We start from the raw sequence: 22225 nt of genomic DNA, 5'->3' as shown, positions 1-22225 counted from the left end.
ACGAGGTCGGGCGGCGCCTCGCGTCCGGCCGCTAGGATAGGATCAGCTCCATATTTTTGCGGGTGGCGGAGCCGCTGAACCGCCGGCTCACGTATCGGATCGAATTGCCCGATATGCTGTCGTTCATCTCGCTGTCGCCCATCAATAGCAGCACGTTCTTGACCATCTCGTCCTCCGAGTCGCACACGAACAAGTCTTCGCCGTGGCTCGCGTCGAGCCCCTCGCTCCCGATCCGGTTCGTCACGACCGGCACGCCCCAGGACATCGCCTCGAGTATCTTCGTCTTGATGCCGGTGCCGAACAGCAGCGGCGCGATCATGAGCGCCGAATCGCCGACGATCCGCTTGACGTCGTCCACCTCGCCGGTGACGATGACGCCCGGACATTCGCGCTGCAGCCGCAGCACCTCCGGGGTCGGATTTTTGCCGACGATGTAGAACACCGCCTGCGGGTTGGCCTGCTTGATGCGCGGCCAGATCTTCCCGCAGAAGTAGACGGCGGCCGAGCTGTTGTGCGGGATGTCCATCTTGCCGACGAACACGACCTTGTTCTTGTCGTACGCGCGGGCGCCTCTCGCCTGGGCGAGCATGTCGGGCTCGACCTTCATCGGAATGCCGTGGCAGGACTCGTGGCGGGTCGTCTTGCGGAAGTTATGCGCTTCGTCCGGGGACGTGAAGATCAGATGGTCGAAGCGGGGCGCGACCTGCTGCTCATAGCTGGCCAGCAGCTTGCTCTCGAAGGCGATGAGCCACTTTTGCACGAACTTCAAATCCGCGAACCGCTTGAGCACGCCCGGCAGCTTGTCCGAGAACCCGCCGAGCACCGACGGGATGTACTGGAACCAGTCGAGCTGGCGGCGATAGCGCAGCGACAGCAGATCGTCGTAGCTCAGCACCTTGCGGCCCCGTCCTGGAGCCAGATACTCCGCGACCCGCACCATATCGTACAGCACGAAGTCCGGCTCCTCCTCCCGGATGAAGTCCCGGATCTGCCGGTGTGTCTTGCGGCTGTAGTACACCGCTACCTGCAGCGGCCACTTGCGCCGGAGCAGCGAATGCACGAGGACGTTGTACAGCTTCTCGAGCTTGCCCGGCGGATGCAGCGGGACGAGCCGGCCGATCTCCTCCGGGCGCTGGGCCATGTACTTCGGATCGTCCACGAACGAGAGATTGACGATCTCGCTGCCCGGGTAGATATCCTTCATGTGACGGATATATTGCAGCAGCATGTTTTTGCGGCCGTCCGTGCCGGGAAAAGGCAGCCGATTCGTAATAAACAAAATTTTGTTCATCTGTCGCCACCCTTAAAAAGCGTCTTTGGCCCCAAGCAGCAGCTTGAAGGTCCGGAAAATAATCTTCAGATCCCCCCGAATGCTCCGTTTGCGAATGTATTCCAGGTCAAGCTCGACCATCTGCTCGAAGCTGAGCTTGCTGCGTCCGGTCACCTGCCACAGGCCGGTGCAGCCGCCGCTCACCGCGAGCCGGAGCTTGTCGTAATCCGAGTATTCCTCCACCTCCCTCGGCAGGGGCGGCCGGGGGCCGACCAGCGACATCTCGCCCTTCAGCACGTTCACGAGCTGAGGCAGCTCGTCGATGCTCGTCTTGCGGATGAAGCGTCCGATCCGGGTGATGCGCGGATCGTCCTTGAGCTTGAACATTGCGCCCTTGATCTCGTTTTGCGCCAGCAGCGCGGCCAGCTTCTGCTCCGCGTCCGGCACCATCGAGCGGAACTTGTACATCTTGAACTTGCGCCCGTTCTTGCCGATGCGCGTCTGCTGGAAGAAGACGGGCGCCTTCGGGCTCTCCAGCTTGATGAGCGCGGCCGTGACCGCGAACACCGGGCTGAACAGCGCCAGCGCGCACAGGGCGCCGGCGACGTCCATGCCGCGCTTCATCGACGCGTAGCGCGCCAGCTTGCCGCCGTTCTGCGCCGCGAGCCGCTGACGCTCGAATGCCGTCAGGCGCGCGACCAGCTCCATGTCATACCGCAGAGCCATGACTTTCCCCCACTTTCTCGCGCAGGATGAGCTGCTCGAGCCCGTCCATCAGACGGTACCTGAGCTCCTCGTCGCGCAGCGCGAAGTCGATCGTCGTCATGATGAAGCCGAGCTTCTCGCCGACGTCGTAGCGCATGCCCTCGAAGTCGTAGGCGTGAACGCCCTGCGCCTCGTTCAGCCGCTGGATCGCGTCGGTCAGTTGAATCTCGCCGCCCGCGCCGATCTCGTGCTTGCCGAGGAATTCGAATATTTCCGGCGTCAGCACATAGCGGCCCATAATCGCGAGATTGGACGGCGCTTGTCCGAGCGGCGGCTTCTCGACGAAGCGGCCCACCTGATAGAGCCGTCCGCGCCGCTCGATCGGATCGAGAATGCCGTAGCGGTTCGTCTGATCGGTGCCGACAGCCTGCACGCCGATGACCGACTTGCCGGTCTGCTCGTACTGGCCGATGAGCTGCCGTGTGCAGGGCGTATCGGACTGCACGATGTCGTCCCCGAGCAGCACCGCGAACGGCTCGTTGCCGATGAAGTTGCGGGCGCACCAGACGGCGTGTCCGAGTCCTTTCGCTTCCTTTTGACGGATGTAGTGAATCTCGACGTTCGACGATTTGCGCACCTTGCTGAGAATATCGAGCTTGCCCTTCTCCTCCAGCGTGTGCTCGAGCTCGAAGGCGATGTCGAAGTGGTCCTCGATCGCCCGCTTGCCCTTGCCGGTCACGACGATGATATCCTCGATGCCGGACTCGATCGCTTCCTCCACGATGTACTGAATGGTCGGCTTGTCGACGATCGGCAGCATTTCCTTGGGCATCGCCTTGGTGGCGGGCAGGAAGCGCGTACCGAGGCCGGCCGCGGGAATAATCGCTTTTCTCACTTTTTTCATGCTCTCTCACCCCATCCGTATTTCTCTTTATCATTTGCTTGCTCGTTAGCTGCGCCGCCCCCCGGATCCAGATCGGCCGATCGGACGGGATAACTGCAAATATGCAGCTATCGGAGCCGCGAACGGCGTTTTATCTTGATTTAACTGCAAATATACAAGTAATCGCCGCCTCAGCACGCCGGTAGCCGTCCGTCGCCGGAAATTAAATGCATATTTGCAGTTAAAAGCAGCACACGGAGGAGCGGCGGGACGATTAACTGCATATATGCAGCTATCGCTCACAATCGTTGCCGCGAGTATGCGGACGTCGGCTGTTGCCGCCGCTGTCCCGCGTGCCCGTTTTTCCCAACACATTTCAAACACAATTGCCGGGGCATTGAACCCCACCTCACACCACACCCCTGACGATTAACGTCTAAGGTCGCTGACCCACAGCATGGCCGAGTGCCTCCGGTGATAAAGGAGCAGGAGACATTTCCTTCGTCAGTGGCCAGACGCCCAACTTGGGCTGCCGTCACTGTACGATCGCTAGAATAAGTGCTCACATGCGGTATCCGTTACTGCGCGGATGTCAGGTACTCATCGGTGCTGTCCGTAGCTGCGAATACAATCCCGCTGCGCTATCGGCTTGGCGATCCGGTCCAGCGCCCCCTGCGGTTGAATACGGCGCCCACGACCTTCACCCGGCCGGACGACAGCGTCTCCTTCGCCTTCAGGACCGCGTCCAGCTTGGTCTTGCCGCGCCTGATGACGAGTACGGCGCCATCGCACTTGTCGGCGACGATCATCGCGTCCGCCGCGGCCGCCATCGAGGTCGTGTCGACGATGACGATGTCGTAGCGCGACTTCGCCGCAGCGAGCAGCTCGCTCATCGCGTCGGACTCCAGCAGCTCGGACGGATTGGGCGGCATGGGACCTGCGCATACGACCTGCAGATTGGCGAACGCCGTCCGGCTGGCGATCTTGTCCAGTCCCGCCCGTCCGGCGAGCGCCGTGCTGAGGCCCGCGTCGTTCGGCAGTTCGAAGATCCGGTGCTGAACGGGCGACCGCAGATCCGTATCCACGAGCAGCACGCGCCGGCCGGCATTGGCGTAGGCGACTGCGATGTTGGACGAGGTGGTGCTCTTGCCCTCGCCCGGTTCGGCGGAGGCGATCGCGATCGTCTTCATGCCTTCGTCCCGGCAGGACCATTCGATGCCTGTCTTCAGTCTGCGGTACTTGTCGGCCGCCCCCGATCCGGGGCTCAGCGTGGCGATCAGTCCCCGATTACGCATCCATCGTGACATTCGTGTTCCCCCTCGCTCCTATCGTCGTGCGCTGCGAATCGTCGGGCTCGCTCAGATCCCGTCTTCGTATATTCGGGATATCCGCCAGCAGCGGCAGTCCCAGCTTGGTGCGAACCTCCTGCTCGGTCTTGACCGAATCGTCCATATGATCGAGCAGGAAAGCGAGCGCGATGCCGATCAAGAGCGACAGGACGAATACGATCGCGACGTTCTTGGCGGGATGCGGCGAGATCGGGGCGCGGTGCGCCTGCGGATCGGCCCAGTTGAGCACGGATACGTTGTTCAGATTCATCAGCGTGCGAATCTCGGACTGGAACACCTTCGATACGGCGTTCGCCATGTTCGCCGCCCGGGCATAGGAGCCGTCCGTGGCGATGACGGTCATGATCTGCGTCTCGCTCGCCGAGGAGATGCCGATCTTGGCGGCGAGCTCGCCGGCCGACGTGTGAAGCTCGGGGTAGGAAGCGACGACCTTGTCCAGGATGCGGGGCGTTACAATGAGCTGCTTGAACGTTTTGATCAGCAAAATGTTGGAGTTGATCGCGGCGGGATCGGGCGCGGCGGACGTATTGTCCGGCGCTTCGGTCTGATACACCATCAGCTTCGCGGCGGCCTGATAGATCGGTCTCACTTGGTGACTGGTATAGTAGCCGACCGCCGTGCAGCTGACGATCGCGATCAAGGCAATCAGCCAGAGACGCTTTCGGACGACGCTCCAATATCGTTGAATTTCCAAAACGTTTCCTCCGATGCTGTAAGTTCTTTAATTTCAGAATTTTCTGACTATAAATACACGACTTTATGCGCGATGCGTTATTTCCGCTTTGCCTGCGAACGTCTATCCGGCCTTCGACATCGTTCTGCGGTCGATTCGACCCGTTTCGTCCTGTTTTTATTGTAAATCGCCTGCGTCTTTCAAAACTATTACGCGGCAGGATGATTTTGCTTCTTCTCCGGAAGCCATCACCCTGCCGCGCAGGTAGGTATGCCTATTACACTTTCGTACCATCTTGTATCTCGTAGTCGATCTCGTCTCTGATATCGGGCGGCGTATAATCTCCCATCCCCTGCTCTCTCGCATACAGCGCCGCCTGCGTACGGTCGCTCAGGTTCAATTTTTGGAAGATGCGGCTCACATGCTTTTTGACGGTGAACTCGCTGATGATGAGTTTTTTTGCCACGGCGCTATTGGACAGACCTTCGCCGAGGGCGCTCAGCACCTCTTTCTCCTTGGGCGTCAGACGCTCGAGCGGGTCGTCCGTCTCCTTGCGCAGCAATGTGCCGAGCAGACTCTGGTCGAAGTACTTGCGGCCCCTGCCGATCATCTTGACGGCGAGCAGCAGCTCCTCCGGCGCCGCTTCCTTGAGCACATAGCCGTCGGCGCCGCACTCCTTCGCTCTGCGAATATCCGCCTCCGCAGCCGAGGACGTCAGCATCATGAAGCGGCAGTGCAGATGGCGCAGCGATCTGACGAGGTCGTAGCCCGACTCGGCGCCGAGCCGGATATCCAGAATGACGAGGTCCGGCTTCGCGACCTCGATGACAGACAATGCGCCCAGCACCGTCTCCGCTTCCCCCACAATCTCGACCCCTTCCTCTACGGACAGCACCGCCTTTAATCCTTTGCGGACGAGAGGATGGTCATCTACGATCACGATTCTCATAGCATCACCCGTTTACTGTATATTTTGTGCCGTCTCGTCCGCCGCGTACGCGAGCGGCAGCCGAACGACGATCCGCGTCCCTTCGCCCGGGCTGCTGTCGATCTGCAGACTGCCGCCGAGCGCGGCCGCGAGCTTGCCCATATTGCTCAGACCATAGCCGGTCCGCCCGCCGTTCGCGCGCGGCGCGTTCGTGTCGAATCCCGAGCCGTTGTCCGATATGCGCAGCGTAGCCGAGGCGCGCCGGAGCGTCAGCTTCACGTCGACCAGGGCGCATGCGCCGTGCCGGATCGCATTCGCCACCGATTCGGCGATGATCCGGTACAGCGCCTTCTGATGGTGCACGGACAGACGGCGGTCTGCTGCCGGCGGCCTGTACCGGATTCGCACGCCGCTCAGCTTGGCCTGGCTCGCCAGCAGCGCTTCGACGCTGCCGAGCCATGAGACGACCCCGCACTCGGATTGGCTCAGATCGTATATCGCCTGACGCAGCTGTTCCGATGCGGACGACGCCGCCGCCTGAACCTCGCGCAGCAGATCGAGCTTTTGATCTTCCGTCATCCCCTCCCATTCATGCTCGGCGGCGTGAACCGCGCAGGCGATGCCGAATAAATGCGGACCGATGCGATCATGGAGTTCTCCTGCAATCCGGTTGCGTTCCTCGAACAGTACGGACGGTTCCACCTTGCTCTGCATAGCCATATCAATCATCGCCTTCCTTCTGTGTATGATGAGAAAATTCCAATATGTTCGTCAGGTTCCCTCTCTTCTGCACATTAACGTTCAATTTCAACATACCTTGCCGAATTTGACATGCACATGCTACGGGAGTACCGATTATAAACTGGGTAGATAGATAAGGTTTGTTGCGACCTCGGTCACGACAGGAGGACCGCCGGATAGCCGTTCCATCCAAATTTGACCAATTTGCACACTTCGACATAAGTCCAATTGTGGAGGAAAGGAAGATTTTGCCTCAGGGGTGTTTGCTGCCACGATTTTGTAACAATCGCGAATAGCAGGCCCAAAGACCTATAAACGAACACTCGACCAAGCGGACTTTATCAAAATTTTACTAGATAATTATGGCGGTAATAGTTTATTAAGCGTTTTTACAACGATGACAAGCGCGAGCTTGCAGCAGATGCACCACACTTGTGCAGCAGGTTGATGAGAATACTGAGAGAAAATAGACGCGGAAAAGGCCATAAAAATGCCCCTTCGCGCAATGCAAGGGGCGGATGGGATGCCGGCTTCGAGAAGCTTCATTAATATGTCGGTTCATATGACCGCCGGATAGGACGATGCCGCAATGCGGCGCTCCGGACGACTGGCTCACTCGTCCTCCCATGCCAGACTCCAGCGGCTGCGGTACGCCGCCAGCTTGGGGGCCGGAGACGCCGGCACCGCGGACAGGACAAGACGGAGCTTCACGATCCACGGCTCGAAGGAGCTGTACGACGCGAACCGATTCGCAGTAGCCGGGGTCATATAAACGAAATGGGGAGCCGGCAGCGTCTCCGTCAGATGACGCAGCGCAGCGTCGATCGGCGTATACTTTTTCCGCTTGCCCTCCCAGCGGTCCAGCTCCGGCGCGACGCCGTCTCCCTCCCGCTCCCGCATCCACGCGAGCAGTCTTTTCTCCCGCCGGTAATAGGGGCTCACCGGTTCCTCCGACATCCGCCTCGCCGTCTCCTCGTGAATCGGATAGAGCACCAAACGCGTGAACGCCCGCGCCTTCGCCGTCTCCGCGGCAATGTCCAGCTCTTCGTCCGTCGTCCCCTCGAACGTGTCATAAAAAATAAGTGTGCCCTTCTCCCGCTGAATCGGCGGCTCGTAGCCAAAAGGAACCTTGGATGGCATCTCCCGCATGGATCATCTCTCCTCGTTCGATTGCGATTGGAATTGCCGGCCCATATTCTCTATAATAAATAAAATTCATGCCGCAGACGAGCAAGGAGAGATTCCATTCAATGACTGCATACGCCCGCGTATTCCACGGCACGGCGTTCACGAGCCGGACGCCCGCCGAGATCGACATGCTGCCGGACCGGCTGTTCTGCGTCGGCGAGGACGGGGTCATCGCGCGCATCGTCGCGCCGGAAGATGCCGACTATGAGCGGCTTGTCCGCACATACGCCGGAGGGGACCGCTACCGGCGGCTGGCTCCCGGACAATATATACTGCCCGGCTTCGTCGACCTTCATGTTCATGCGCCGCAGTGGGCGCAGGCCGGAACGGCGCTCGACGTGCCGCTGTACGATTGGCTGAACACGTACACGTTCCCGCTGGAATCCAGATTCGCGGACCTGAGCTATGCGTCGGAGGTGTACGAGGATCTGGTCGGCGCGCTGCTGGCCAACGGCACGACGACCGCCCTTTACTTTGCGACGATTCACCGGGAATCCAGCCTGCTGCTGGCCGAGATCTGCGCCAGGCGGGGCCAGCGCGGCCTCGTCGGCAAGGTCGTCATGGACGATCCCGGACAGACGCCCGCCTATTACCGGGATGCCGACGTGCAGACCGCGCTCGCGGATACGGAGCAGTTCATCCTCTCCGTCCGGGAGCTGGCGAAGACCGTCAAGCAGGGCGTGTATCCGGTCGTCACGCCGCGCTTCATCCCGAGCTGCACCGATGAGGTACTGACCGGTCTCGGCGAGCTGGCGGCGAAGTACGATACGCATGTGCAGTCCCATTGCAGCGAGAGCGACTGGGCGCACGGCTATGTGAAGGAGCGGCTGGGCCAAAACGACGCCTGCGCGCTCCACGGCTTCGGGCTGCTGCGGGACAAGTCCGTCATGGCGCACTGCAACTTCCTGAGCGACGAGGACGCCGCGCTGTTCGCGAGGACGGGTACGGCGATCGCGCATTGCCCGATCTCCAACGCCTACTTCGCGAACAGCGTCATCGCGGTCGCGCGGCGGATGGCCCAGGGCGTCGACATCGGGCTCGGCTCGGATGTGTCGGGCGGCTACTCGCCCAGCCTGTACGACAACGCCCGGCAGGCCGTCATCTCGTCTCGTATGCTGGAGGACGGCGTGAACCCGGCGCTGCCTGCCGCAGACCGCGGCGTTCCGGCTTCCCGCATCACGATCGACGAAGCCTTCCATCTGGCGACGGCCGGCGGCGGGGAAGCGCTCGGCCTGCCGATCGGACGTCTGGCGGAGGGCTACGTCTGGGACGCGCAGATCGTCGATACCGCCGTTCCCGGCGCCAGGCTGCCCATTTTCGGCGCCGAAGAGCATCTGCACGGCATTTTCGAGAAGATCATGTACCTCGTCCGGCCCGAGCATATCCGCGAAGTATGGGTGCAGGGCGAGCGGGTTCACACGCGGTGATCTTCTTAGCTTGCCGCGCAGGGCTACATTGTCATGAGGTCTTGACAAGCCTGCCACAGCCTCGGCCCGGCATCTTTGTCGAAGTTCTCTTTAATAGGTAGAAGTTTTAACTTGTCGTCGATGAAAATGCCGTTCAACCCATCGATCCCGGCGGCCGATGCGGCATAGACGCCCGCTTTGCAATCCCGGGCAGCCAAAGCATTCATCATCGGCGACAGCATCCTGAGATACCATGGCGAATGCCGGTTCAGCCTGGACTTGACCCATCCGGGGTGGAATACGACGGACGATACGCCCGTGCCCTCCAGCCGGTCGGCCAACTCGAATCCGAACAAGATTCTGGCGTACATGGCTTGCATTGTCGCCCGCTTGCCGCTGAACCGATTCATCGATTGAATGTCTCCGAAGTCAATCCGCGGGTTGTTGAGAAACCGCGGATCGCCGCCTACGGTAATGACTCTGGCAGCCGGGCTTTCTTTAAGCATGTCCTGCAATTGCTGCGTCAGCAGAAAATGGCTCAGAACATTCACCGCGAACATCCGCTCGATGCCCTCCTCCGTGATCTGCTTTTCCCAATAGATCGCTCCCCCCAGGTTGGCCAGCACGTCCAAACGATCGTATCTCTGCTTAAACGCTGCGCAAGCTCTCCGGACAGAAGACTGCAAGGACAGATCGGCCACCAGACATTCCCCTTTGCCATTTCCTGTCTGTCCGGCAATGTCCTCCAACGTCTGCCTTCCGTTGTCTTCGCTCCTGCTGAGAATGACGATAGTGGCGCCTCGCCTGGCCAGTTCCAGCGCGGTGGCTCTGCCGACGCCCGATGTGCCTCCTGAAAGAAGAATCGTCCGATTCTCCAAATCCCGCTCCGTCCTTATCATCTCTTCGCCCTCCGATTCGCATGAGCAATGTATTCGCCTTCGCCTAGCTATATAATATCGTGTATTGCGAATGCTATGGCGATAGACTGCGAAAAGGAGACGACGAAAAGATGGGCAGCACCTACACGAGCAAACGGGTGTCGGAGCAGATGTGATTTATGCAGGGAGCTGGAAGCTTCCGAAAACCAAGCGTCGCCATGACTCGCCCGCCTCCGCTTGTCCGATCGCGAGCACAATCTTGCCTGCCTGAGCCGCCGGATATGCAGCCTGCCCCCGACATGCAACCCGTCACCGGACATGCTATGATTATAAGGAAAATGCGCCCATTATGATGCACACGGAAGGAGCAAGATCAATGAACAACGCGCAATTGGAACGGATTCGCACGGGAGAAGGCTTCATCGCGGCATTGGACCAGAGCGGAGGCAGTACGCCCAAGGCGCTGCTGCAGTACGGCGTAGCCGAGGACAGCTATGCCGGCGAGGAAGCGATGTACGCCCTCGTGCATGAGATGCGGACGCGCATCATCAAGAGCTCCGCGTTCGATTCCCGGTATATTCTGGGCGCGATTCTGTTCGAGAATACGATGGATCGCACGATCGACGGGCTGCTCACTGCAGACTATTTGTGGGAAAAGAAAGGCATCGTGCCTTTCCTGAAGGTCGACAAGGGACTTGCCGAGACGGAGAACGGCGTCCAGCTGCTGAAGCCGATCGAAGGTCTGGACGACCTGCTGGCCCGGGCGCGCGAGCGTGGCATATTCGGAACGAAGATGCGTTCGCTCATCAAGGAAGCGAATACGACCGGCATCCGCGACGTCGTGGAGCAGCAGTTCGAGATCGGCAAGCAGATCGTGCAGGCGGGCCTCGTGCCGATCATCGAGCCCGAGGTTGACATCAACAGCGCGGACAAGACGACCTCGGAGAAGCTGCTGAAGGATGCGCTCCTCACGCAGCTGGCCGCACTCGGCCCCGACGTCAAGGTGATGCTCAAGCTGTCGATCCCGACGGAGGACAACTTCTATCGCGAGCTGATCGAGGAGCCGCATGTGCTGCGGGTCGTCGCGCTGTCCGGCGGCTACTCGCAGGCGGAAGCCAACGAGCGGCTCGCACGCAACCAAGGCCTGATCGCCAGCTTCTCGCGCGCGTTGTCCGAGGGCCTGACCGCCGGTCAATCGGACGAAGCGTTCGACGAGATGCTGTCCGCGTCCATCCGGCGTATATACGAAGCGTCTGTCAAGTAGGCGCTAGCGCCGCAAACGAAGCCCCCGGCTGGGATGCCGGGGGCTTCGTTATGCGCGGGCGCACCGTTCGGGCTATCGCCCCGGCGGCGGCTCGCCTATTAGGTCCGGCGCATGTACGCTCGCACCGTGATCGGTGCGAAGATCGCGACGATGACGGCTGCGCCGATGAGCGAGATACCCATATCCCAGCCTACGGTGCCCGAGTTCGCGAGGTCGCGGACGGCGGTGACGAGGTGCGAGATCGGATTGATGCTCACGAACCACTGCAGCCAGTTCGGCATCGTATCCGCCGGCACGAACGCGTTGGAAAGGAAGGTCAGCGGGAACAGCACGATCATCGAGATGCCTTGAACGCTCGAGGCGGTGCGCGCGATCACGCCGAAGAAGGCGAAGATCCAGCTGATGGCCCACGAGCAGAAGATGACGAGTACGGCGGCGATGGCCACATGCCCGAGCCCGCCGTCGGGGCGGTAGCCCATGATGTAGCCCATGCTGAACGTCAGCACTGTCGCGATCGTATACCGGATCGTATCCGCCAGCAGGGCGCCCGCGAGCGGGGCGATGCGCGCGATCGGCAACGATTTGAACCGGTCGAACACGCCTTTGTCCATATCCTCCCGCAGCTGCACGCCCGTCACGATCGAGGTCGTGATGACCGTCTGCACGAGGATGCCGGGGATGATGACAGGCAGATAGCTGATGACGTCGCCGGAGATCGCCCCGCCGAATATATAGGTGAACATCAGTGTGAAAATAATCGGTTGCAGCGTGACGTCGAACAGCTGCTCGGGTGTGCGGCGTATTTTCAGCAAACCTCTGTAGGCCATCGTCAGCGAGTTGCGGACCGTTTGGCCGAAGCTGGTGCGGTTTTTGAGACGCGCTGCCGGGTTGACGGTGACGGTCGTGGCGCTTTTCATTATACAACCTCCTCCTTCTGTTGGCCGCCGGATGCCCCGGCGTCCTGCGATGCATCGCGGCCCGTGATCGTCAGGAATACTTCGTCGAGCGTCGGCTTCTGCACACTCATCTCGGACAGGCGGACACCGCCTTCGCGGAGTTCGATCAGCAGGTCGGTGACGCGGTCGGCGTCCGCCATCGGCGCCGTGATCTTCCCCGCCTCCGACGTCACGCTCGATTGTACCCCGAGCACCCGCTCGACGATGCGGCGCGCACGCTCGATGTGCAGCGGCTCTTGAACCCGCAGATGGAGCGACGATGTGCCGACCGAAGCCTTCAGCTCGTCGACGGTGCCCTCCGCGACGACGGTGCCCCGGTCGATGACCGCGATCCGGTCGGCCAGCTGATCCGCTTCGTCGAGATATTGCGTCGTGAGCAGCACGGTCGACCCCGTCTTCACCAGGCGGCGGATCGTCTCCCACATCTGTGCCCGCGTGCGCGGATCGAGTCCTGTCGTCGGCTCATCCAGGAAAATAAGCGGCGGCTGCGCGATGAGGCTCGCGGCCAGATCCAGCCGCCGCCGCATGCCGCCGGAGAAGTTTTTGAGCGGCCGCTTCGCCGCCTCGGTCAGCCCGAATTCCTCCAGCAGCTCCTCCGCCTTGCGCCGCGATTCGGCGCGTCCCAATCCGAGCAGCCTGGAGAAAATAACGAGATTCTCCGTCGCGCTCAGCGACTCGTCGACCGACGCGTACTGGCCGGTCACCCCGATCAGTTGCCTGACGACCTGCGATTCCTTGGTGACGTCGTGCCCGAATATGCGGGCCGAGCCGGCGTCCGGCCGAAGCAGCGTCGCCAGCATGCGAATCGTCGTCGTCTTGCCGGCGCCGTTCGGACCGAGCACCCCGTAGATCGAACCGGCGCGCACATTCAAGCTCACGCCGTCCACCGCGCGGTTGCTGCCGAACATCTTGACGAGCCCCGAAGCCTCGACGGCCCATTGTCCGCCTTGCGCCGCTTTTTCCTTCTGATGCCATCCGTTCATATCCATTCCCCCTGACTTGTTCGTTGCTTCGAATAGTAAGGGGCAATTGTGAATTGAATATTAACGAAGCCGGCTCATACGCGAACCTCATCTTGTTCATAATAACCGCGACGTTCATCACGAGGAGGAATTGCATTGGAGATCAACGACTATACGATCGCACGGCTCAAAGACGATCAGGTGGACGAGGTCAAGCAATTGGAGCGGCAGCTGTCCGACCGGAGCGGCCATCCAGTAACCTTGATCGCCTACGAGCAGGCCGAAGACGCAGACGCGGATGCGTGATCGGCCCGGCGTCTACGGCGCCTGGTCCCCCGACCGCCTGCGTACTTTACATACGATCTCCGGCGGACCGCAGGCTCCGAAGCGGCGTCCGGCTTGACCTGCAGTCGCATAGCGACTAAAATTTGCTTGTTTACGGGTCGGCAAACGGGCGACCGAATTTCGGAGGTGTTATTATAAATGTCGATATTCGCTTTTATCGGTTCCTACGCCGAGCCTGACGGGCCCGGCGTATACGCGTGCGCGTACGATGCGGACAGCGGGCGGCTCACGCTCCTCGATCAGACCGACGGCCTGGCCAACCCGACGTTTGTGGATATTCGGACCGACAGCCGGATCGTCTATGCGCTGACCGAACGCAAGTCCGACGACGGCGCCCGCCTCGGCGCGGCGGCTGCGCTGCGCTTCGATCCCGCCTCCGGCCGGCTGGAGCGTCTCGGCGAACCGGCGGTCACGCTGCCTGCGACGGCCTGCCATATCTCGCTCGACCGCGCGGGCAAGATCGCGATGACTTGCAGCTACCACGGCGGCATGCTGAGCGTGTCTCCGATCGAAGCCGACGGCACCGTCGGCCCTGCAAGCGATGTGGTCCGCCATGCAGGCCGCAGCGTACGCCCGGTCCAGAGCCAGGCGCGCGTGCACTCGGCGGTCGTGTCCCCGGACGGCCGGTTCGTCGCCGTCTCCGATCTGGGCCTCGACAAAGTCTTCATTTACGCACTCGATCCGGACGCGGGCCGGCTGACGCTGCGCAGCGAGACCGACATCGAGCCGGGCTCTGGACCGCGGCACTTTGTGTTCCATCCCTCGCTCCCTTACGGCTACGGAATCAATGAATTGAGCAGCACGATTACGGTTTACGCCTTCGATACGGAGGCAGGCCGGCTCACCGTCGTGCAGACGATCTCCACCTTGCCCGACGGTTACGAAGGGGACAATGCCTGCGCCGACATCCACCTGTCGCCGGACGGCCGCTTCCTGTACGGCTCCAACCGCGGGCACGACAGCCTGGTGGTCTGCCGCGTCAGTTCGGGGGACGGGCGGCTGACGCCCGTTCAATATGCGCCTACGCTTGGCGGCCATCCGCGCAGCTTCGCCATCGCTCCCGACGGCCGATTCGCGCTCGTCGCCAACCGCGACGGCGGCAACGTCGTGACCTTCGCCCGCGACGCCGACGCCGGCACACTGACGCCGACGGGCAGCGAGCTGCAGGTGTCCAAGCCGGTATGCGTCCGGTTCGCCGAGCTGGACAGCTAGACGAACAGCCTGCTCCCATAACCTCGGGAGCAGGCTGTTTTTTGCATGCCCGCCGGCGGACCTGCGCTATGAAGGCTGGCTCATGCTTTGATCGCCGTACAGATTCAACACCTGACGTGCTTGCGCTTGAACCCGAGCTGCCCTCTGTCCGCCGCCTTTTGAATATTTTCAACGGCGTTCAGCACCTTGCGTTTGCCCTTGTCGTCCATCACTTCGACCGGAGCTACGGCCTTCGCTGCGGCGACCGCCTGCTCGTGCAGCGGCAAGTAAGACACCGCCACCGTATACAGGAACTGGCTCATCGCATACTTCGCCCGCCGGGGCGCGTCATGGATCGTATCGACCGCCTGCCCGATCATGCGGGCCAGCTTGTCCTCCGAAAATTCGCTGTCCGGCCTGCTGCCCAGCAGCCAGCAATAGCAGTTCCACCCCGCCGACATTCTCAGCTCCTCCCCGCTCGCGATCCACTTGTCGGCTACCGTCTGCGCGATGTCCGCCTCCGACAGCGTCACCGCGACCACATAGTCGGACAGCATGTAGAAATACGCCGCATCCATCCAGCGGTCGTAGTCCGCTTCCGTCATGACGTTCGGCTCGGCGATGATGCCGGCGAAGTACATGGCGTCATAGTTGCCCGTCGCGTACAGCTGCTCCGCCAGCGCCTGGTTAAGCTTCGTTTTTCTGAACAGCGGCTTCATCTCGCCTGTCGCCACGCCGAACAGCGGTTCGTGCGCGCCGTTTGACATATACATCTTTTTAAGCCGCTCCTTGCCGAGCGCTTCGAGCGCCTGCATGACCGCTTCTACATTCACGAGTCATTGCTCCTTTGAACGGTTCACCTGAAACCGCACGTAAGCGGACGGCAGGGTCCCGGTAATTTTTTTGAACACTTTGTTGAAATAGGACTGCTCGCAAAAGCCGAGATAATCCGAGATCTCCCCGATGTTCATCTGCGAGGTCGTCAGCAGGTCGCAGGCGGCCGCGATGCGGATCTGCTGGATGTAATCGGTCAGCGTGCGCCCCGTCGACCGCCGGTACAGCGCGCTGACATAATTCGGCGTCTTGCCGACATGCTCGGCCAGCTCGCCAATCGTGATCGCCCTGCGGTGGTGGAGCAGGATGTACGCCTCCAGCCGGTAGACGATGCCGGAAGCCGCGCCCTGCGCAGCCGCAGATTCGCTCGCTTCGCTGAACAGCGCCAGCAGCTCGAGCAGCGCGGCATGGCACAGCGCAGGCCGGCAGGCCGATTGCCGAAGCCAGTACTGGACGAGCGCGGCGAAGCGGTTGCGCGCATACTCGTAGTTGTGCAGCCGCACGACGCTTGCCCGCGGCTGCGCCAGCAGCTCCACCCCCTCGCCTTCGCCCGCATACTGAAAATGCGCGACATACATCTCATGCGGGTCTGTGGCCGAATTGCATGCGCTGCGTTCGATGCCCCGCGGCATGAACAGCATATCCCCCCGGCTCAGCCTGAACGTTCCCGCCTCTGTATCGAAGGACGCCTGCCCCTCCGTCACCAGCACCGCAATATGGTTGTTCGTGCGCGAGCGCGGCACCTGCCAGCCCGGTTCGCAATGCTCGCAGTAGATTGCCACGGGCTCGATCATCTCCATACCTCCCTTGGCATATTCAAGCCGGAAACGCGGCTCGTCCCGTAGTGCGACGGCTGTCCCCACATGATGCGATTATAACAGGAAGCGTAGAATTGTTCTAAAAAAAGTTGCTGTCCTCATTGTTCCGTTCTGTGCGGTGCCATACGATAAACGTAGCGGTAAATCGCATAGAGGAGGCGTCCAAAATGAGTATTGAATTGAAACGCGCCCGCGCCCGCGTCGGCGTCATGACGGTCGGCCACGAGCCGTACTGGGAGCAATTCCCCGGACTGCGGGAGGAGCTGGCGGGATACGGGCAGGAATTCGAGAACCGGCTGCGCGAGCTGGACGTAGAGGTCGTCAGCGCAGGCTTCGTCGATACGGTGGACAAGGCGTTCGCGGCGACCGAGTATTTGAAGAAGCAGGATGTCGACTTGTTGTTCAGCTTCCTGAGCACCTATGTCACATCGTCGACGGCGGCGACGCCGATCCTCGGCCTGTCCGTGCCGACCGTGCTCGTCGCCCTGCAGCCGAGGCAGCGCCTCGACTACTCGAACACGACCACCTACATGCAGCTGGTCAACGACAACGTCTGCTCGCTGCCCGAGATCGCGGGCGTGCTCGTCCGCGCCGGACGGCCCGCAGCCGGCATGGTCATCGGCACGCTGTACGACGATGCCGCGGCGATGGACGACGTCCGCGCCTGGTGCCGCGCGGCGAATGCGCGGCGCGCGTTCAAGTACGCCCGGATCGGCTATCTCGGGCATACGTACGAGGGCATGTACGACATGAACTCCGATCCGTCGGCGTTCACGTTCGCGTTCGGCGCGCATGTGCAGATGCTGGAGATGTGCGATCTGTCCAAGGCCGTCTCGTCCGCCACGCAGCGCGAGATCGACGCCAAGCTGGAGGAGATCCACGCGACGTTCACCGTGTCCGATCCGTTCATCGATCCGGTCACGCGTCCGATCAAGCCGGAGGACCTCGCCTGGTCGGCGAAGGTCGCGGTCGGCCTCGACAAGCTCGTGGACGAATTCGGCCTGACCGGCCTCGCGTACTACTACAAAGGGCTCGACGACAACGAATACGAGCGCATCGGCTCGAACATGGTGCTCGGCAACTCCCTCCTGACCGGCAAGGGCATCCCGCTCGCGGGCGAGGCCGATCTCAAGACCTGCGCGGCGATGCTCATCATGGACCGGCTCGAAGCGGGCGGCTCGTTCGCGGAGCTGCATCCGTGCGACTTCAAGGACAATATCGTGCTCGTCGGCCACGACGGCCCGCACAACATCAAGATCGCCGACGACCGTCCGGTCATCCGGGGTCTGGAGCTGTTCCACGGCAAGCGCGGCTCCGGCATCGGCGTCGAGTTCAGCATCAAGGCCGGGCCGGTCACCCTGCTCAGCATCGGGCAGACGGCGCAGGGCCGCTACAAGATGATCGTCGCCGAGGGCGAATCGATCAAGGGACCGATCCCGCAGACCGGCAACACCAACACCCGCTGCAGCTTCGGCCGGCCGGTCGCCCAGTTCGTCGAGCAATGGTGCAGCGCCGGTCCGACCCATCACTTCGCGCTCGGCGTCGGCCACAGGGCGCGGGAGATCAAGCGGACCGCGGCGATGCTGGGCATCGAGATTCAGGTCATCTAAGCACGGCAGGCGGCGGGCAAAGTTAAAGCGAGAACGGCTCCGGGCGGGCCTTCTCGCTTTTTTTGTCGAGGCCGGCATTCAGCCTGTTTCTTACGCTTCGGCGGACGCCCGCCGTTTCCGGTAGGCGCCCGCCGCCATCGGCCGCTCTGTAGCGTTGCTTTTCTCGCTTGCAGCGGGCGACTGCTTCTGTAGCCGCGTTTTTCTCGCTTGCAGCACCGTCCGCCGTCGTCGGCCGCTCTGTAGCGTTGCTTTTCTCGCTTACAGCGGGCGGCCGCTTCTGTAGCCGCGCTTTTCTCGCTTGCAGCACCGTCCGCCGCCGTCGGCCGCTCTGTAGCGTTGCTTTTCTCGCTTACAGCGGGCGGCCGCTTCTGTAGCCGCGCTTTTCTCGCTTGCAGCACCGTCCGCCGCCGTCGGCCGCTCTGTAGCGTTGCTTTTCTCGCTTGCAGCGGGCGACTGCTTCTGTAGCCGCGCTTTTCTCGCTTGCAGCACCGTCCACCGCCGTCGGCCGCTCTGTAGCGTTGCTTTTCTCGCTTACAGCGGGCGGCCGCTTCTGTAGCCGCGCTTTTCTCGCTTGCAGCACCGTCCGCCGCCATCGGCCGCTCTGTAGCGTTGCTTTTCTCGCTTGCAGCGGGCGACTTTTCTTCGGCTGGGCCGCTTCTCATCCCGCGCACTCGCCGCGCGTCAGCGGTCGGCCGTACGTTCGCTGGCGCCGTGTGCGCGGCGGTACGCCTTCGGGCTGATGCCGTACGACTCCTTGAACACGCGGCTGAAGTAATGTGCGGCGCCGAAGCCCGCCACTTCCGCGATGACGGACATCGGAGCGTCCGTGTCCTGCAGCAGCTTCAGCGCGCATTCGAGCCGTATTTCGGTGAGACGGCCGACGATCGTTTTCCCGGTGAGGCGCTTGTACTTGCGAGCCAGATGGTTGTAGCTGACGTGCATGGAGGCGGCCAGCCGCCGCACATCCATCCGCTCCGCGCGCTCGTCGTTCAGGTAAATCTCGATCTTGCGGACAAACGCGGCGTCGGACAGATCGGCCGCCTGCGGGGCGATCGTGCCCGCAGGGTCGCGGATGGCCGCCAGCGCGAGCAAGATCTGCACGAACGTGAGCCGGGTCGACGCGGACGGGACGGCCTCCCTCGCTTCGCTGAACAGCCGGGCGATCCGTTCGCCGAGTCCGTAGCGGTCCTCGTAGCAGCCCGGCCGCCAATGCCGCAGACTGTCGAGCATGTCCCGAATGCCGGCGGACTCGCCCTCTTCGGTCGTCGACTCGGCGCGGGCGAACGTCCAGCGCAGACAGACGCCCCGGTGCGGCGATTGCGGCTCGTATTCGTGGCAATGCTCCAGGCCCGGCGGTATTACGAAAAACTGCCCCGGCCCGACATTCAGCAGCGGCCCGCCGAACCCCGTCCGCATGCAGCCTTCGTAAATATAGTTGAATTCGAACCATACATGCGTATGGGACGGGCAGAACTTGGCGCCCCATGGCTGCTCCTCGAGCGCCTCGATAATCTCGACGACGGCATCGTTCACCCGGACGGGTCCGTACAGCGAGTCCGGCAGCGCGGCGCGCTCCATGAGGCTCCCCCTCTCGGCATCTCTTTCCCTCATAGTAGCACAAGGCAGCACCGGCCAACTGATCATTTTAGTGCAAAAACACGTTATTCCAATGAATTTACACCCGCCCTTCCCGGGATGAAAATGAAACTGAAGCACGGACACGACCTGGGAAGGATGAATTCATTTGAAAAAATTGCATCTGATCAGCAACGCGCATCTCGATCCCGTCTGGCAGTGGGAATGGGAAGAAGGCGCTGCGGCAGCGGTGTCCACGTTCAGGGCCGCCGCCGAATTTTGCCGGGAATACGACGGCTATGTATTCAATCACAACGAGGCGCTGCTGTACAAGTGGATCGAGGAATACGAGCCGAGCTTGTTCAGCGAGATCCAGCGCCTCGTACGGCTCGGCAAATGGCATATTATGGGCGGCTGGTACTTGCAGCCGGACTGCAATATGCCGTCGGGCGAGTCGCTCGTCCGGCAGATTCTGCTCGGCAGGCGATACTTCAAGGACAAGTTCGGCGCCGCGCCGACGACGTCCATCAACTTCGACTCCTTCGGGCATTCCAGGGGGCTGGTGCAGATCATGCGCCGGGCGGGCTACGATTCGTACTTGTTCATGCGCCCCGAGCACAAGTCGGCGGGGCCGGCGGAAGACTTCGTATGGGTCGGCTTCGACGGCTCCGAGGTGCATGCGCACCAACTGTCGGACGGCTACAATACGCTCCTCGGGCAGGCGCACAAGAAGATCGAGCGCTGGCTGGAAAAGTACAAAGACGACGATGCCGGACGTCCGCGCATGATGCTGTGGGGCGTCGGCAATCACGGCGGCGGACCTTCGCGGCTCGATCTCGACCGGATCGGCGAGCTGATGGGATCAGGCGAGACGGACATCGTCCACTCCACGCCGGAGGCCTACTTCGCCGAGCTGCGCGGTGTGCCGGATCTGCCGCGGCATGCGGACGATCTTAATCCCCGCTTCGTCGGCTGCTATACGTCGATGATCCGCATCAAGCAGAAGCACCGGCAGCTCGAGAGCCAGCTGTTCATGACCGAGAAGATGCTGGCGACGGCGGCGCTGCACGGGCGGCTCTCCGCTTATCCGGCGCAGGAGCTGTCCGAGGCGTTCCACGATCTGATGGTCGCCGAATTCCACGACATTTTGCCAGGCAGCTCGATTCAGGCGGCGGAGGAGTCGTCGCTGCGGCTCATGGATCACGGCCTGGAGATCGCTTCGCGGCTCAAGGCGCGGGCGTTCTTCGCGCTGGCGGCCGGCCAGCCGAAGGCGGCGCCCGGCGAATATCCGATTCTCGTCTACAATCCCCATCCGCATCCGGTACGCGGCGTGTTCGCCTGCGAATTCATGCTGGAGGACCAGAACTGGACCGAGGAATTTTCCATGCCGCTCGTCTACCAGAACGGCAAGCGGATGCCGAGCCAGCCGGAAAAAGAACAAAGCGCCCTCAATCTGGATTGGCGCAAACGCGTCGTCTTCGAGGCGGAGCTGGCGCCCGCGTCGATGAACCGGTTCGACTGCCTGATCGTCAAAATGCAACAGAAACCTCAGCCTCGGCTTGCCGAGCGCGACGGGGCGATCCGCTTCGGGTCGCCGTCGCTGCAGGTCGAGATCAACACCCGTACCGGACTGATCGACGAATACGTCGCCGACAACGCGGACCCGTGGCGCATGGACACCGACAAGTTCGAGCCGGTCGTCGGCCGGTTCCAACTGATGAGCCCCGCTCGCAGCACGGCGTTCTCGGGCGTCGTCGAAGGTGTGCTCCCGGCCGTACGAGTCGTCGAAGACGGAGAAGTCAGAACCGTCGTCGAGGCGCTGCTGGAATATGGCGATTCGGCCCTCGTGCTCACCTACCTGCTGCCCAAGAAGGGCACCGAGATCGAGGTGCAGGCCCGATTGTACTGGAACGAAAAGGACAAGCTGCTCAAGCTGTCGATACCGACTGTGTGGGGAGAAGATTATGAGTATGCGGGACAGACGGCGTACGGCGTCCAGCAGCTGCCGCGTGACGGCACGGAGGCTGTCGCCCAGAGATGGACCGCGATCGCGGAGACGTCGGCCGAAGGTCATGCGGTCACGCTCGTCAACGACGGCGTGTACGGCTCGGACAGCGGCGGCGGCGCGTTCCGGCCGACGCTTGTGCGGGGCGCCGCATACTGCGCGCACCCGATTCTGGATCGCCCGATCCTGCCGCAGGACCGCTTCATTCCCCGCATCGACCAGGGCGAGCGCACTTACACGTTCTGGCTGAACGCAGGCAAGCGCGAGTCGCGGCTGCGGGCCATCGACCGCGAAGCGCTCGTGCTGCACGAGCGGCCTTATGCGCTGTCCTTTTTCCCGGCCGGAGGCGGCAATCGACCCGGCCCGGGCATCGAGCTGGACGGCGACCGCCTGTTGCTGACCGCGTTCAAGCGCGCCGAAGACGGCACGGGTTATGTGCTCCGGCTGTTCGAACCGACCGGGGAGCCGGGATCGGCCGTCCTCCGGATTCCTTCGCTCGGCGTGACGCAGGAGATTCGTCTGGGCGGATTCGAGATCGGCACGTATCGGCTGGACCCTGCCGACGGCAGCCTGCGGGAGTGGGAGCTGATGGAGGGGATGTAAGGCCATCGCACGGCTATATCTTACTTTTGCGCGATGCTTTC

General features: G+C 62.0%; 20 protein-coding genes. 6 read left to right on the top strand and 14 right to left on the bottom strand.

The genetic code is table 11. The annotated features are described in order from the left end of the window. Positions 1 to 31: 31 nt before the first annotated feature. From VQ071_RS20435 to VQ071_RS20400, 8 genes are all read right to left on the bottom strand, one after another. Positions 32 to 1291 (bottom strand): glycosyltransferase, encoded by a 1260-nt coding sequence (locus VQ071_RS20435; RefSeq protein WP_340516045.1) that lies wholly within the window; start codon positions 1289 to 1291, stop codon positions 32 to 34. A gap of 12 nt (positions 1292 to 1303) precedes the next feature. Further along, positions 1304 to 1996 carry a sugar transferase gene (locus VQ071_RS20430; protein WP_340516044.1) on the bottom strand — a complete coding sequence of 231 codons (693 nt, stop codon included), beginning with the start codon at positions 1994 to 1996 and terminating at the stop codon, positions 1304 to 1306. Continuing rightward, positions 1980 to 2879 carry a UTP--glucose-1-phosphate uridylyltransferase GalU gene (gene galU / locus VQ071_RS20425; RefSeq protein WP_340516043.1) on the bottom strand — a complete coding sequence of 300 codons (900 nt, stop codon included), beginning with the start codon at positions 2877 to 2879 and terminating at the stop codon, positions 1980 to 1982. The genes VQ071_RS20430 and galU overlap by 17 nt, the downstream gene beginning before the upstream one ends. A 620-nt stretch (positions 2880 to 3499) precedes the next feature. Beyond that, entirely contained in the window at positions 3500 to 4165 is a 666-nt protein-coding gene (locus tag VQ071_RS20420; protein ID WP_340516042.1) for a CpsD/CapB family tyrosine-protein kinase, read from the bottom strand. Further along, entirely contained in the window at positions 4146 to 4901 is a 756-nt protein-coding gene (locus VQ071_RS20415; protein ID WP_340516040.1) for a YveK family protein, read from the bottom strand. The genes VQ071_RS20420 and VQ071_RS20415 overlap by 20 nt, the downstream gene beginning before the upstream one ends. Before the next feature lie 256 nt (positions 4902 to 5157). Further along, a complete protein-coding gene (locus tag VQ071_RS20410) occupies positions 5158 to 5829 on the bottom strand; it encodes a response regulator transcription factor (protein WP_340516039.1) in 672 nt (223 codons plus the stop codon). A 12-nt stretch (positions 5830 to 5841) separates the two neighbouring features. Beyond that, positions 5842 to 6537: a sensor histidine kinase gene (locus VQ071_RS20405; RefSeq protein WP_340516038.1), complete on the bottom strand. Its 696-nt coding sequence runs from the start codon at positions 6535 to 6537 to the stop codon at positions 5842 to 5844. 624 nt (positions 6538 to 7161) lie between these two features. Further along, positions 7162 to 7698, bottom strand: coding sequence for a hypothetical protein (locus VQ071_RS20400; RefSeq protein WP_340516037.1), 537 nt, complete (start codon positions 7696 to 7698; stop codon positions 7162 to 7164). Between the two features lie 101 nt (positions 7699 to 7799). On the opposite strand from VQ071_RS20400, the gene guaD reads away from it, so the two are divergent. Then, entirely contained in the window at positions 7800 to 9164 is a 1365-nt protein-coding gene (gene guaD, locus VQ071_RS20395; RefSeq protein WP_340516036.1) for a guanine deaminase, read from the top strand. A gap of 23 nt (positions 9165 to 9187) precedes the next feature. Here the strand turns inward: guaD and VQ071_RS20390 are convergent, their stop codons facing one another. Further along, complete coding sequence (locus VQ071_RS20390; RefSeq protein WP_340516035.1) at positions 9188 to 10042, bottom strand: SDR family NAD(P)-dependent oxidoreductase; 855 nt, start codon at positions 10040 to 10042, stop codon at positions 9188 to 9190. Between the two features lie 355 nt (positions 10043 to 10397). Between VQ071_RS20390 and VQ071_RS20385 the strand changes: the two genes are divergently transcribed. Then, positions 10398 to 11285, top strand: coding sequence for a fructose bisphosphate aldolase (locus VQ071_RS20385; RefSeq protein WP_340516034.1), 888 nt, complete (start codon positions 10398 to 10400; stop codon positions 11283 to 11285). A 98-nt stretch (positions 11286 to 11383) separates the two neighbouring features. Here the strand turns inward: VQ071_RS20385 and VQ071_RS20380 are convergent, their stop codons facing one another. Next, complete coding sequence (locus VQ071_RS20380; protein ID WP_340516033.1) at positions 11384 to 12202, bottom strand: ABC transporter permease; 819 nt, start codon at positions 12200 to 12202, stop codon at positions 11384 to 11386. Continuing rightward, positions 12202 to 13224 (bottom strand): ATP-binding cassette domain-containing protein, encoded by a 1023-nt coding sequence (locus VQ071_RS20375; protein WP_340516032.1) that lies wholly within the window; start codon positions 13222 to 13224, stop codon positions 12202 to 12204. The genes VQ071_RS20380 and VQ071_RS20375 overlap by 1 nt, the downstream gene beginning before the upstream one ends. A gap of 135 nt (positions 13225 to 13359) precedes the next feature. Here VQ071_RS20375 and VQ071_RS20370 point away from each other — a divergent pair, with 135 nt between their 5' ends. Continuing rightward, complete coding sequence (locus tag VQ071_RS20370) at positions 13360 to 13509, top strand: hypothetical protein (RefSeq protein WP_340516030.1); 150 nt, start codon at positions 13360 to 13362, stop codon at positions 13507 to 13509. Between the two features lie 177 nt (positions 13510 to 13686). Next, positions 13687 to 14760, top strand: coding sequence for a lactonase family protein (locus tag VQ071_RS20365; protein WP_340516028.1), 1074 nt, complete (start codon positions 13687 to 13689; stop codon positions 14758 to 14760). A gap of 104 nt (positions 14761 to 14864) precedes the next feature. Here VQ071_RS20365 and VQ071_RS20360 read toward each other — a convergent pair whose 3' ends face one another. Together VQ071_RS20360 and VQ071_RS20355 are read right to left on the bottom strand one after the other, a co-directional pair. Beyond that, positions 14865 to 15572, bottom strand: a complete 708-nt coding sequence (locus VQ071_RS20360) for a DNA alkylation repair protein (RefSeq protein WP_340516027.1) — start codon at positions 15570 to 15572, stop codon at positions 14865 to 14867. A 3-nt stretch (positions 15573 to 15575) separates the two neighbouring features. Continuing rightward, positions 15576 to 16367: an AraC family transcriptional regulator gene (locus VQ071_RS20355; RefSeq protein ID WP_340516026.1), complete on the bottom strand. Its 792-nt coding sequence runs from the start codon at positions 16365 to 16367 to the stop codon at positions 15576 to 15578. Positions 16368 to 16558: 191 nt separating this feature from the next. Here VQ071_RS20355 and VQ071_RS20350 point away from each other — a divergent pair, with 191 nt between their 5' ends. After that, the gene (locus VQ071_RS20350; RefSeq protein WP_340516025.1) at positions 16559 to 18001 is read left to right on the top strand and encodes an L-fucose/L-arabinose isomerase family protein; all 1443 of its coding nucleotides are present in this window, start codon (positions 16559 to 16561) and stop codon (positions 17999 to 18001) included. A gap of 681 nt (positions 18002 to 18682) precedes the next feature. On the opposite strand, the gene VQ071_RS20345 is transcribed toward VQ071_RS20350, so the two are convergent. Next, positions 18683 to 19579: a helix-turn-helix transcriptional regulator gene (locus VQ071_RS20345; RefSeq protein ID WP_340516024.1), complete on the bottom strand. Its 897-nt coding sequence runs from the start codon at positions 19577 to 19579 to the stop codon at positions 18683 to 18685. 166 nt (positions 19580 to 19745) lie between these two features. Between VQ071_RS20345 and VQ071_RS20340 the strand changes: the two genes are divergently transcribed. Continuing rightward, on the top strand, positions 19746 to 22184 hold the full coding sequence (locus VQ071_RS20340) for a glycoside hydrolase family 38 N-terminal domain-containing protein (RefSeq protein WP_340516022.1): 2439 nt from the start codon (positions 19746 to 19748) through the stop codon (positions 22182 to 22184). The last annotated feature ends 41 nt before the right edge of the window (positions 22185 to 22225 follow it).

Origin of the sequence: Cohnella sp. 56 (genome assembly GCF_037963805.1) — a bacterium.
Classification (GTDB): Bacteria; Bacillota; Bacilli; order Paenibacillales; family Paenibacillaceae; genus Cohnella.
This window is presented reverse-complemented; position numbering and strand designations above follow the sequence as displayed.

Bases quoted from the DNA above. Each gene is read 5' to 3' on its own strand.
- VQ071_RS20400 (WP_340516037.1), bottom strand. From the start codon at position 7,698: ATGCGGGAGATGCCATCCAAGGTTCCTTTTGGCTACGAGCCGCCGATT.
- VQ071_RS20420 (WP_340516042.1), bottom strand. From the start codon at position 4,165: ATGTCACGATGGATGCGTAATCGGGGACTGATCGCCACGCTGAGCCCC.
- VQ071_RS20435 (WP_340516045.1), bottom strand. From the start codon at position 1,291: ATGAACAAAATTTTGTTTATTACGAATCGGCTGCCTTTTCCCGGCACG.
- VQ071_RS20365 (WP_340516028.1), top strand. From the start codon at position 13,687: ATGTCGATATTCGCTTTTATCGGTTCCTACGCCGAGCCTGACGGGCCC.
- VQ071_RS20405 (WP_340516038.1), bottom strand. From the start codon at position 6,537: ATGATTGATATGGCTATGCAGAGCAAGGTGGAACCGTCCGTACTGTTC.
- guaD (WP_340516036.1), top strand. From the start codon at position 7,800: ATGACTGCATACGCCCGCGTATTCCACGGCACGGCGTTCACGAGCCGG.
- VQ071_RS20430 (WP_340516044.1), bottom strand. From the start codon at position 1,996: ATGGCTCTGCGGTATGACATGGAGCTGGTCGCGCGCCTGACGGCATTC.
- VQ071_RS20390 (WP_340516035.1), bottom strand. From the start codon at position 10,042: ATGATAAGGACGGAGCGGGATTTGGAGAATCGGACGATTCTTCTTTCA.
- VQ071_RS20345 (WP_340516024.1), bottom strand. From the start codon at position 19,579: ATGGAGCGCGCCGCGCTGCCGGACTCGCTGTACGGACCCGTCCGGGTG.
- VQ071_RS20355 (WP_340516026.1), bottom strand. From the start codon at position 16,367: ATGATCGAGCCCGTGGCAATCTACTGCGAGCATTGCGAACCGGGCTGG.
- galU (WP_340516043.1), bottom strand. From the start codon at position 2,879: ATGAAAAAAGTGAGAAAAGCGATTATTCCCGCGGCCGGCCTCGGTACG.
- VQ071_RS20375 (WP_340516032.1), bottom strand. From the start codon at position 13,224: ATGAACGGATGGCATCAGAAGGAAAAAGCGGCGCAAGGCGGACAATGG.
- VQ071_RS20385 (WP_340516034.1), top strand. From the start codon at position 10,398: ATGAACAACGCGCAATTGGAACGGATTCGCACGGGAGAAGGCTTCATC.
- VQ071_RS20380 (WP_340516033.1), bottom strand. From the start codon at position 12,202: ATGAAAAGCGCCACGACCGTCACCGTCAACCCGGCAGCGCGTCTCAAA.
- VQ071_RS20350 (WP_340516025.1), top strand. From the start codon at position 16,559: ATGAGTATTGAATTGAAACGCGCCCGCGCCCGCGTCGGCGTCATGACG.
- VQ071_RS20410 (WP_340516039.1), bottom strand. From the start codon at position 5,829: ATGAGAATCGTGATCGTAGATGACCATCCTCTCGTCCGCAAAGGATTA.